Consider the following 10,677-nt stretch of genomic DNA (forward strand, 5'->3'; position numbering starts at 1 on the left):
CACCCCGGGGCCGCGGATCACCAGCGGCCGCTCGCGGTCACCAGGTGTCGACGTTGGGGCGGCGCTCGCCCATGTCGGCCGGGTGGTAGGACCGGAAGCCCTCGACGATCCAGCGGCGCGTCTCGACCGGGTCGATGACGTCGTCGATCTCGAAGACGCTCGCGGTGTTGGTGGCCTTGCCCTGCTCGTACATCTCGGCGACGAGCTTGCGGTACAGGGCGTCGCGCTCGGCGGGGTCCTCGACGGCCGCCAGCTCCTTGCGGAAGCCGAGCCGGACCGCGCCCTCCAGGCCCATCCCGCCGAACTCACCGGTCGGCCAGGCCACGCAGAACGCGGGCGACTTCGTCGAGCCGCCGCCCATCGACTGCCCGCCGAGCCCGTAGCACTTGCGCAGCACGACCATGCCGATCGGCACGTCGACGTTGGCACCGACGACGAACATCCGCCCGAAGTGCCGCACGGTCGCGGTGCGCTCGGACTCCGGCCCGACCATGAACCCCGGCGTGTCGACGAGCGAGACGATGGGCAGCCCGAACGCGTCGCAGAGCTGCATGAACCGCGCCGCCTTGTCGGCGCCGTCGCGGTCGATGGCGCCACCGAGGTGGGTCGGGTCGTTGGCGATCAGGCCCATCGGCCGGCCCTCGACGCGCACGAGCGCGGTGACCATGCCGGCCGCGAACCCGCGGCGCAGCTCCAGCACGGACCCGACGTCGGCGAGCCCGTCGACGACGGCGCGCACGTCGTACACCCGGACCCGGTTCTCGGGGACGGCGTGCCGCAGCAGGCGCTGGTCGGGGGCCTCCCACCGGGCTCGCGGTCCCTGGAAGTACGACAGGTACCGGCGCGCGACGTCGACGGCCTCCGCCTCGTCGGCGACGAGCACGTCGACGACGCCGTTGGGCACCTGGTCGCGCATCGGGCCGATCTCGCCCGGCGCGACGACGCCCAGGCCGCCGCCCTCGATCATCGCGGGCCCGCCCATGCCGAGGTTGGCGTCCTCGGTGGCGATGATGACGTCGCAGCAGCCGGCGAGCGCGGCGTTGCCCGCGAAGCAGTACCCGGCGACGATCCCGACGAGCGGCACCCGTCCCGAGAGCCTGCCGAACAGGTGGAAGGCGGGGACGTCGAGCATGGAGACCCAGCTGCCGTCGGTGTCGCCGGGGCGGCCGCCGCCGCCCTCGCAGAACACGACGACCGGCAGCATCCGCTTCTCGGCCAGCTCGAACAGCCGGTCCTTCTTCTTGTGGTTGTGCGCGCCCTGGGTGCCGGCGAGGACGGTGTAGTCGTAGGACATCACGACGACCTGGTGCCCGCCGACGTCGGCGGTGCCCGCCACCATGCCGTCGGCCGGCGTGCGCTCGACGAGGTCGTCGACGCTGCGCCGGCGACGCTGGGCCGCGATCGCGAGCGCCCCGTACTCGACGAAGGTGCCGTCGTCGACGAGGTCGTCGAGGTTCTCCCGCGCGGTGCGCCTGCCCGCGCGCCTGCGCCGCTCGACGGCGTCGGGACGGGCGGCGTCGAGCCCGACCGCACGCCTGCGCAGGACCTGGTCGAGGTCGTCGCGGACGTGGTCGATGTCGATCTCGTCGGTCGCGGCCGTGTCGGCACCGGCGCCGGCGCGCTCCTCGAGGTGCACGACGGCGGCGCCTGCGGCCGGGGTGTCGCCGACCGTGACGTCGACGCGGCGCACGACGCCCGGGGCGGGAGCGAGCACCGGGTGCTCCATCTTCATCGCCTCGAGGACCAGCAGCACCGCGCCGGCCGCGACCTCGTCGCCCTCCCCCGCCTCGACCGCGACCACGGTGCCGGTGGTCGGCGCGGCGACGGCCAGGGTGCCTGCGGGCGGGGGCGCCGCGGGTCCGCCGGCACCGGGAACGGGTGCGGCAGCGGGGGCGGGTCCGGCCGACGGGACCAGCCCCGCGGCCGCGGCCGCGAGGGCCGGGAGGTGCGCGTCGAACCAGTCGGTGCCCGACTGCCCGGGCACCCAGTCGTCGGCGGCGAGCACCGCGCGCAGCAGCCCGACCGTGGTGTCCACGCCCGCGACGACCGTCTCGGCGAGCGCGCGACGGGCGACCGCCAGTGCCGCGGCGAGGTCGGCACCGCGGGCGATCACCTTGGCCAGCAACGGGTCGAACCGGGCGCTGGTCCGCTGCCCCACGTGCGCGGCGGCGTCGACCCGGACCCCGCGACCCGACGGCAGCGCCAGCGCGGTGATCGTGCCGGCCGCGGGCCGCAGGCCGTCCGGGGTGACGGTCTCGGTGGTGACGCGCACCTGCACGGCGGTGCCGCGTGGCGCGGGCGCGGCCCCGTCGAGGCCCAGGTCGGCCAGGCTCGCGCCCGCCGCGATCCGCAGCCCGACGGCGACGAGGTCGAGGCCGGTTACCTCCTCGGTGACGGTGTGCTCGACCTGCAGCCGCGGGTTGACCTCGAGGAACCACTCGCCGTCGGGCGTGACGAGGAACTCGACCGTCCCCAGCCCGCGGTAGTCGGCACCCGCGATCGCGACGGCCGCCCCCGCCAGGCGGGCGCGGACCTCGGCGCGCAGGGCGGGGGCCGGCGCGATCTCGACGAGCTTCTGGTGGCGACGCTGCACGCTGCAGTCCCGGTCCCCCACCGCGACGACCCGCGTGCCGTCGCCCACGACCTGGACCTCGACGTGCCTCGCGCCGGCGACGTACCGCTCGACGTAGACGCCGTCGCCCCCGGTCGCGCCGGCCGCCTCACGGGCGGCGGAGGCGAACGCGGCGGGCAGGTCGGCGGGGTCGAGGACGGGCCGGATGCCCCGCCCGCCGCCACCCGAGACGGCCTTGAGCACGACGTGCGCGCCCGGCCCGAGCCCGGCCAGGAACGCGGCGGCGCCGTCGAGGTCGACGGGACCGTCGGTGCCCTCCGGGACAGCGACGCCCGCGGCCGCGGCGACCTGCCGGGCGCGGGTCTTGTCCCCGAAGCGTTCCAGCACCTCGGCCTGCGGTCCGGCGAACCGCAGCCCGGCCGCCTCGCAGGCCCGGACGAGGGTGGGGTTCTCGCTGAGGAACCCGTAGCCGGGGTGGACGGTGTCGCACCCGCTGTCGCGCGCCGCGGCGACGACCGCGTCGACGTCGAGGTAGGCCGCGGGGCCCGAGCCCGGGAGCGCGACGGTTTCGGCGCCGATCTCGGACGCCGCGCGCACGTGCGGGGCGTCGGCGTCGTCGGACGACGCGACGGCGACCGCGGGCACTCCCAGCTCGGCGGCCGCGCGCAGGATGCGGACGGCGATCTCGCCCCGGTTGGCGACCAGGACCTTCCCCGACAGCCTCACGACGGCGCGGGCCTGCCGTCGGCCACCGGCGGGACACCGGGGGTGGCGACGACGTGGTCGAGCACGGCCGCGGCGATCCGGTCGCGGTGGATCTCCGCGCCGCCCAGCAGGGCCGCGTCGGTGACGGCGCGCTTGTAGTACAGGTGCGCCCGGTGCTCCCAGGTGAACCCGATCCCGCCGTGCAGCTGGATCGCGTCGGCGGCGACCCGGTAGTAGGCGTCGGAGCAGGTCGCCTGCGCGATGCTGGTCGCGAGGAACGGGTCGTCCGCACCGCTCTGCAGGGCCCAGGCGGCGTGCTGGGCCGTCGACCGGGCGTGCTCGACCTGCACCAGCATGTCGGCGAGCCGGTGCTTGACCGCCTGGAACGAGCCGATCGGCCGGCCGAACTGCAGGCGTTCGCGGGCGTGGGCGACGGTGGCGTCGAGCATGTGCTGGGCGCCGCCGACCTGTTCGGCGGCGAGCAGCGCCGAGCCGACGTAGAAGGCGTGGCCGAGGACGCCGTCGATCTCGTCGGCGCCCGCGAGCAGCCGGGCGGGCGCCTCGCGCAGCCGCACGGTGCCCTGCCGTCGGGTGAGGTCGAGCGTCGTGAGCGGTTCGACCTCGACCTGCTCGATCGCGGCGGGCACCGCGAACAGTGCGACGCCCTCCGGCCCGCTCGCGGCGACGAGCAGCAGGTCGGCCCCGGGGGCGTCGACGACCTGGTTCACCACGCCGGTGAGCTCCCAGCCGTCGCCCGCGTGGACGGCACCGACGGTGATCGCGTGCCCGTCGAACAGCCCGGCGTGCTCGGGGGCGGCGAGCGCGGCGGTGCGGGTGCCGTCGACCAGTGACGGGACGAGCTCGTCGCGCAGCGGCCCCGGCGTCGCCGCGACGAGCGCGGGCAGCGCGAGCCCGATCGTCCCGAGCACCGGTCCGCACAGCAGCGCCGCGCCCAGCTCCTCGACGACGATCGCCTGCTCGACGAGCCCGGCCCCGGCGCCGCCGAGCTCCTCGGGGACGGCGAGGCCCAGCACGCCCAGTTCGCCGCCCAGCCGCGCCCAGACCGCGGGGTCGTACCCGACCTCGGACTCCATGTGCCGGCGGACGGCCGCCTCGTCGGACTGCTCGGCGCAGAACCTGCGCACCGCGGCACGCAGCTCGCGCTGCTCGTCGGTCACGTCGAACTCGACGGGCACGTCGGTGGCGACCGGAGCCGTGGTGGCCGGCGTGGTGGTCGACTCAGCCACGGGGGACCTCCTTCCAGGGCCCGGAGTCGGTTCTCGGTTCGCCCGGCAGGCCCAGGACGCGCTCCCCCAGGATGTTGCGCAGCACCTCCGACGTGCCGCCCTCGATCGTGTTGGCCCGCGACCGCAGGAACCGCTGCTGCACCGCGCCCCGCCAGTCCGCGTCACGGCCGCCCTCGCGGCGGACCTCGTAGGACCCGTAGAGCGTGCCCTCCGGTCCGAGCAGGTCCATGCAGAACTCGTAGACGTCCTGGTTGAGCTCCGCGGCGACGAGCTTGCTCACCGAGCCCTCCGGTCCGGGTGAGCCCGCGGTGGCGGTCCGGCGGGCGCGGGCGGCGGTGAGCCGCTGTGCCTCCGCGCGGGCCCACAGCCCGGCCAACCGGTCGCGCAGGACGGGCGTGCGCCGGTGCGGACGGTCGGCCCACAGCGACAGCGCGTCGCCGATGGTGCCCGAGCCCCGCTCCGCCGATCCCGCGCCGATCGCGGACCGCTCGTTCATCAGCGTCGTCATCGCGACGCGCCAGCCGTCGCCGACGGCACCGAGGCGGTGCTCGTCGGGGATGCGGGCGTCGTCGAGGAACACCTCGTTGAACTCCGCCTGCCCCGTCATCTGGCGCAACGGCCGGGTCCGCACGCCGGGCGCGGTCATGTCGAGCACGAAGTAGGTGAGCCCGCGGTGCTTGGGCTGGTCGGGGTCCGACCGCGCGAGCAGCAGCCCCCAGCGGGCCCGGTGCGCGAGGCTCGTCCACACCTTCTGCCCGTTGACGACCCACGAGTCACCGTCGCGCACCGCACTCGTCGCGAGACCGGCGAGGTCCGATCCGGCGCCCGGCTCGGAGAAGAGCTGGCACCAGATGTCCTCCGTCGTCGCGAGCGGACGCAGCCAGCCGCGGGCCAGCTCCGGTGAGCGGGCGTGCTCGCTGATCGTCGGCGCGGCCATGCCGTAGCCGATCGGGTTGAGCCAGAACGGGACCGGGCCACCGGCGCCCTGCAGCACCGCGTCGGCGACGGCCTGCAGGCCCCGCGAGACGCCGAGCCCGCCGAGCCCCTCGGGGAAGTGCACCCACGACAGTCCCGCGTCGAAGCAGGCGCCGAGGAACTCCGGCGCGGCGACCCGGCGCGGGTCGTGCTCCGCGACGACGGCCCGGGCCGCCTCCTGCACCCGTTCCGCGTCGGCGCCCGTGCTCAATGGTCCCCCCGTGCAGCGTCCGTCAGCGTCCGTCATTGACCGTGGCCCGCCGACCGTACGACGACGCGGCCCGCGCTGCCGAGAACGGGCGGGCATCCAGGTGTGAACAGCCTCCGAACGGGGTAGCCCCGGACGTGACTCCCCCGGATCCGGAGACGCCCCTCAGCGCCGCCGAGCGGCAGCGTCTCGACCAGCTCGAACGTCAACTCGTCGTGCAGTTCCCGGACCTGGACGACGAGTTCCGCGGTCACCGTCGACGACTGCCCCGCTGGATGCGCTCACCCGAGCTCGCCGTCGGGGTCCTGCTGGCCCTCGGGCTGCTCGCGGCGGCGGTCGTCCTGGGCGGGGTCGGTCTCGCCGCCGCGGAGCTCGCCGCGATGTGCGTGACGGCGGGCGTCGTGCTGGGCGCGCCGAGGCTGCTCGCCAAGCACGCGGCGGACTCGCCCGGGACCGGGACGCCGACCCGGCCGTCGGCCTGACCGGCGGTACCGCCCGCCCGTCAGGGGACGACCGTGACCGGCCGTGCCCCCGTCCGGACCGTGCGCACGGCGATCGACCCGAACAGCCGGTGCCCGGCCTGCTCGCTCGCCCCGACGACGATGGCGTCGGCCCGCACGTCGTCGGCCACGGCGAGCAGGGCCTGCACCGGGTCCGCGGTGACGACGACCAGCTCCGTCGCGACCCCGAACTCCTCGCCGAGCGCGACGACGGTCTCGCGCAGCCCCTCGACGAAGCGCTCGTCCGCCTCGGGGTCGACGATCGGCGCGACGATCGTCGGGGTGCTGACGAACGACTGCGCCCGTTCCGCGTAGACGGCCACCACCCGGCTGTGCTGGCGGCGCGCCTGACCGACCGCGTAGTAGAGGGCCCGCCAGCCGGTGTCGGACCCGTCGATGCCCACGACCAGCGACGACGGACCGTCGCAGCCCAGCTCGAAACCATGGCCGGCGCGCGGCGACCGCGCACCGGGCCCCTCGTCGCCGGGGTCGTGCTCGGGCCCCGGCCGCTCGGGCGCCCCGCCGCTCATCGCGACCGCCCCGACCCCTCGCGCATGTCGGCGGGTACCCCGTCGCGCCCGGGGAGCACCGGGTGGTGCTCGCGGCGCAACGCGTCCTCGGCCAGTACCGCCTCCTCCGCCACGGCGGGCACCTCCCCGACGGCCTGCTCGGCGGCCGCGTCCTCGGCGGGGCGGGCGGCCTCGGCGTCGGCGTCGTCGAGCGCACGCCGGACGGTGTGCAGCAGCAGCGCACCGACCACGACGGCACCGGCCCCGATCAGGAACGGCAGCTGCACGTTCACGTGCTCGGCCAGCAGCCCGGCGACGAAGGGCGCGAGCCCGCCGCCGATGAAGCGCACGAAGCCGTAGGTGGCCGAGGCGACGTTGCGCGGGACCGGCGAGATGCTCATGACGGCCGTCGTCACCAAGGTGTTGTTGAGGCCCACGGCCGCGCCGGACACGATCACCGCGATCATCACCAGCAGCCGGTTGCCCGGGAACAGCCCGATGAGCAGCAGGATCACGGCGATCAGACCGAGCGCGCCGTACAGGGAGCGCAGGGTACCGACGCGGTTCTTGAGCATCGTCGCGCCGAACACCGCGAAGAGGGCGACCAGGATGCCCCATGCGAAGAACACGCCGCCGAGCTGCAGCGCGGACAGGTCCAGCAGGAACGGCGAGTAGCCGAGCAGGGTGAAGAAGCCCCAGTTGTAGAGCAGGCCGGTGACGCTGGTGGTCGCGAGGCTGCGGTGGCGCAGCGCCGTGATCGGTTCGCGCAGCCGGGACCGTCGGGCGGGCCGGGGCGTGGGTTCGACGAGCACGACGGTCGCCACCAGCGCGATCAGCATGAGCGCGGAGACCCCGAAGAACGGGCCGCGCCAGCTGACGGTGCCGAGCAGGCCGCCGAGCAGCGGGCCGGACGCGATGCCGATGCCCAGTGCCGTCTCGTACAGCACGATCGCGCCGGCGAAGCCGCCGCTGGCCGAGCCCACGATGACCGCGAGGGACGTGGCGATGAACAGCGCGTTGCCCAGCCCCCACCCGGCGCGGAAGCCGACGATGCCGCCGATCGAACCGGACGCGGCCGCCGCCGCGGCGAACACGACGATGAGGACCAGCCCGGCGACGAGCGTGCGCTTGGCGCCGATGCGGCTCGACACCCAGCCCGTGCCGAGCATCGCGATCGCGGTGACGACGAGGTAGCTGGTGAACAGCAGCTCGACCTGCGTCGGGCTGGCCTGCAGCTGCCCGGCGAGCGCCGGCAGGATCGGGTCGACCAGCCCGATCCCCATGAACGAGATGACGCACGCGAACGCGACCGCCCAGACCGCTCTGGGCTGGCGGAACGGGCTCGCTCCGGCGCCGGTGTGACCGGTGCTCATGATCCTTCCTCCGTTCGGGACCGCCGCGTGGCGTCGTGGGTGTCGGGGGCCAGCTCGGCCAGCCGGGTCAGCGCGGGCACGGCGGCGAGCAGCGCGTGCCGCTCGGCGGCGCTCAGCGCCTCCAGGTGCGCGGCGACCGCCCCTGCGCGCAGCCGGTGCCGCATGCGGATGTAGGCGCTGCCCTCCTCGGTGGCGGCGACGAGGGTGGCGCGCCCGTCGCGCGGGTCGGGTCCGCGGGTGACGAGGCCCGCGGCCTCGAGCCGGGCGACCAGACCCGTCATGCCGGGCTGCGAGATCGACTCGCGGGCCACGAGGTCGGAGACGCGCTGCGGGCCGGCGGTGTCGAGGGCGTCGAGCGTGGACAGCGCCACGAGGTTCCACTCCGCGGGGGCGGTGGTGCGGCGCACCCAGCTCGCGGCGCGTTCCAGCGCCACCGCGAGCCGGGTGAGGTCCTCGGCGGCACCGGTTCCCGGGGCGGGCGCGCGGTCGCCACCGGGGGCATCGGGAGGGGCGGTCATGACCTCGAATTTACATCAGTGCTTTATATATATGCACGATCCACGTGCCCGAGGTGGTGCGATCCGCGCCACGCACCCGTATCCGGACGATTCGAACAGCCGTTCTACGATCACCCTGTTCGGTGGAGCGACCACGAGAGGTATGCACGTGACGACCCCTGACGAGCCGCAGACCGTCGACCCGGCCGGCACCCCTTCCGCAGCTGCGGACACCCCCGCCGCCGGCGACGCGGCCGCACCGCGGCGCCGCGGCCGCCCCAAGGGATCGACCGCGCGGCGCACCCGCGTCATCGAGCTGACGCTGACGGTCAGCGGCAGCGCCGACGGTGAGTGGCAGGCCGATCTCAAGCGCGGCGCCGACTGGGTGGTCCGCGCGCTGCCCGTCACCGCCGCCGCCGTCACGCGGGCCGCCGCCGAGCTGCACGCCGACCTCGCGGAGCCGATCGAGGAGGTCGTCGGGGCCGCCCGCGCCGAGCGGGAGGCCCGGGTCGCGGCGCTGGAGGCCGAGCTCGAGCAGGCGCGCAAGGCCCTGGCCGAGCTCGCCTGAGCGTCCCGGAGAATCCACCCGTGACCGTGACCGACCCCGAGAGTCCCGCCACGGCAGACGTCGGGCTCGACCCCGACGAGCTCGCCGTCTGCCTGCGCGTGCTCGCCCAGGTGGACCGGCTGCCCACCGAGCACCCCGACGCCGTCGCGATCCGGCGGGCGACGGCCGGGATCTGGAAGGACGTCCGGCAGCGCAGGCGCCGGGCGAAGCGCGACGCGGTGCGCGCCGCCGACCGGGCCGTCACCGCCGCCACCGCCACCGGCGCCCCGGGCCGGATCGACGACGAGACGCGCGGTATCCCGCTCGTGTCGAGCACGCCGGGCGCGACGGCGGGCACCCTGCAGCGGGCCCGCGCCTGCTACACCTGCAAGCAGCGCTACACGGTCGTCGACGCGTTCTACCACCAGCTCTGTCCCGGCTGCGCCGCGGTGAACCGGGACCGGCGCGACGCCCGGACCGACCTCACCGGCCGGCGCGCCCTGCTCACCGGCGGGCGGGCGAAGATCGGCATGTACATCGCGCTGCGGCTGCTGCGCGACGGCGCCGAGACCACGATCACCACCCGCTTCCCCAACGACGCCGTCCGCCGGTTCACCGCGATGCCCGACAGCGCCGACTGGCTGCACCGGCTGCGCATCGTGGGGATCGACCTGCGCGACCCGGCGCAGGTCGTCCGGCTGGCCGACGACGTCGCGGCCCGCGGGCACCTCGACATCCTGATCAACAACGCGGCGCAGACGGTCCGCCGCTCCCCCGGCTCCTACTCCGCGCTCGCGGCCGCCGAGCGCGAGGCGCCGGCGCTGCCGGGCGGCGCGGTGCCCGACGTCGTCCGCTACGGCGACGTGTCGGCCGCCCACCCGGCGGCGCTGACCGGCGCGCTGGGCACCGGTCCGACGGCCCCTGCCGCGCTGCCGCCGCACGCGCTCGCCGAGCTGGCGCTGGCCGCGGGCAACTCCGACCCCGCGCGCGTCGAGGCCGGCGTCCTGTCGATCGACGCAGGCGGCCTGCTGCCCGACACCGCCGGGGTCAACAGCTGGACCCAGCCGGTCGAGGACGTCGACCCGCTGGAGCTGCTCGAGGTCCAGCTGTGCAACCAGACGGCGCCGTTCATCCTGATCTCGCGCCTGCGTCCGGCTCTCGCGGCCTCCCCGGCGCGCCGCACGTACGTGGTCAACGTGAGCGCGATGGAGGGGCAGTTCCACCGCGCCTACAAGGGGCCCGGCCATCCGCACACCAACATGTCGAAGGCCGCGCTGAACATGCTGACGCGCACGTCGGCCGCGGAGATGCTGGAGCGCGACGGGATCCTGATGACGGCCGTCGACACCGGCTGGATCACCGACGAGCGGCCGCACCCCACGCGGCTGCGGCTGGCCGCCGAGGGCTTCCACGCCCCGCTCGACCTGGTCGACGGCGCGGCCAGGGTGTACGACCCGATCGTGCGCGGCGAGGCGGGCGAGGACCTGCACGGCTGCTTCCTCAAGGACTACGCGCCGTCGAACTGGTGAGCGCCCCGGACCGGT

General features: G+C 75.5%; 9 protein-coding genes. 3 read left to right on the forward strand and 6 right to left on the reverse strand.

What is annotated here, in order from left to right:
- Positions 1–37 precede the first annotated feature (37 nt).
- The 3 genes from PSD17_RS09665 to PSD17_RS09675 are packed head-to-tail and all read right to left on the reverse strand — an operon-like array spanning position 38 to position 5,746.
- The gene (locus PSD17_RS09665; RefSeq protein WP_339122419.1) at positions 38–3,298 is read right to left on the reverse strand and encodes an acetyl-CoA carboxylase family protein; all 3,261 of its coding nucleotides are present in this window, start codon (positions 3,296–3,298) and stop codon (positions 38–40) included.
- Positions 3,295–4,524 (reverse strand): acyl-CoA dehydrogenase family protein, encoded by a 1,230-nt coding sequence (locus PSD17_RS09670; protein WP_339122420.1) that lies wholly within the window; start codon positions 4,522–4,524, stop codon positions 3,295–3,297. The genes PSD17_RS09665 and PSD17_RS09670 overlap by 4 nt, the downstream gene beginning before the upstream one ends.
- The gene (locus PSD17_RS09675) at positions 4,517–5,746 is read right to left on the reverse strand and encodes an acyl-CoA dehydrogenase family protein (protein ID WP_013676089.1); all 1,230 of its coding nucleotides are present in this window, start codon (positions 5,744–5,746) and stop codon (positions 4,517–4,519) included. Before PSD17_RS09675 ends, PSD17_RS09670 begins: the two co-directional genes overlap by 8 nt.
- 98 nt (positions 5,747–5,844) lie before the next feature.
- Here PSD17_RS09675 and PSD17_RS09680 point away from each other — a divergent pair, with 98 nt between their 5' ends.
- A complete protein-coding gene (locus PSD17_RS09680) occupies positions 5,845–6,189 on the forward strand; it encodes a DUF3040 domain-containing protein (protein ID WP_339122421.1) in 345 nt (114 codons plus the stop codon).
- A 20-nt stretch (positions 6,190–6,209) separates the two neighbouring features.
- On the opposite strand, the gene PSD17_RS09685 is transcribed toward PSD17_RS09680, so the two are convergent.
- The 3 genes from PSD17_RS09685 to PSD17_RS09695 are packed head-to-tail and all read right to left on the reverse strand — an operon-like array spanning position 6,210 to position 8,607.
- On the reverse strand, positions 6,210–6,737 hold the full coding sequence (locus PSD17_RS09685; RefSeq protein ID WP_013676091.1) for a universal stress protein: 528 nt from the start codon (positions 6,735–6,737) through the stop codon (positions 6,210–6,212).
- Entirely contained in the window at positions 6,734–8,089 is a 1,356-nt protein-coding gene (locus tag PSD17_RS09690; RefSeq protein ID WP_339122422.1) for an MFS transporter, read from the reverse strand. The genes PSD17_RS09685 and PSD17_RS09690 overlap by 4 nt, the downstream gene beginning before the upstream one ends.
- Positions 8,086–8,607, reverse strand: a complete 522-nt coding sequence (locus tag PSD17_RS09695) for a MarR family winged helix-turn-helix transcriptional regulator (RefSeq protein ID WP_013676093.1) — start codon at positions 8,605–8,607, stop codon at positions 8,086–8,088. The genes PSD17_RS09690 and PSD17_RS09695 overlap by 4 nt, the downstream gene beginning before the upstream one ends.
- Before the next feature lie 142 nt (positions 8,608–8,749).
- On the opposite strand from PSD17_RS09695, the gene PSD17_RS09700 reads away from it, so the two are divergent.
- Together PSD17_RS09700 and PSD17_RS09705 are read left to right on the forward strand one after the other, a co-directional pair.
- Entirely contained in the window at positions 8,750–9,154 is a 405-nt protein-coding gene (locus PSD17_RS09700) for a DUF6319 family protein (protein WP_041759903.1), read from the forward strand.
- Between the two features lie 20 nt (positions 9,155–9,174).
- On the forward strand, positions 9,175–10,662 hold the full coding sequence (locus PSD17_RS09705) for an SDR family NAD(P)-dependent oxidoreductase (RefSeq protein ID WP_013676095.1): 1,488 nt from the start codon (positions 9,175–9,177) through the stop codon (positions 10,660–10,662).
- The last annotated feature ends 15 nt before the right edge of the window (positions 10,663–10,677 follow it).

The sequence above is a fragment of the Pseudonocardia sp. D17 genome (assembly GCF_036984265.1).
Lineage (GTDB): Bacteria > Actinomycetota > Actinomycetes > Mycobacteriales > Pseudonocardiaceae > Pseudonocardia > Pseudonocardia benzenivorans.

What these genes read in the sequence shown, in the direction of transcription:
- PSD17_RS09675 (WP_013676089.1), bottom strand. Translation starts at nt 5,746, where the DNA reads ATGACGGACGCTGACGGACGCTGCACGGGGGGACCATTGAGCACGGGC.
- PSD17_RS09685 (WP_013676091.1), bottom strand. Translation starts at nt 6,737, where the DNA reads ATGAGCGGCGGGGCGCCCGAGCGGCCGGGGCCCGAGCACGACCCCGGC.
- PSD17_RS09690 (WP_339122422.1), bottom strand. Translation starts at nt 8,089, where the DNA reads ATGAGCACCGGTCACACCGGCGCCGGAGCGAGCCCGTTCCGCCAGCCC.
- PSD17_RS09695 (WP_013676093.1), bottom strand. Translation starts at nt 8,607, where the DNA reads ATGACCGCCCCTCCCGATGCCCCCGGTGGCGACCGCGCGCCCGCCCCG.
- PSD17_RS09700 (WP_041759903.1), top strand. Translation starts at nt 8,750, where the DNA reads ATGCACGTGACGACCCCTGACGAGCCGCAGACCGTCGACCCGGCCGGC.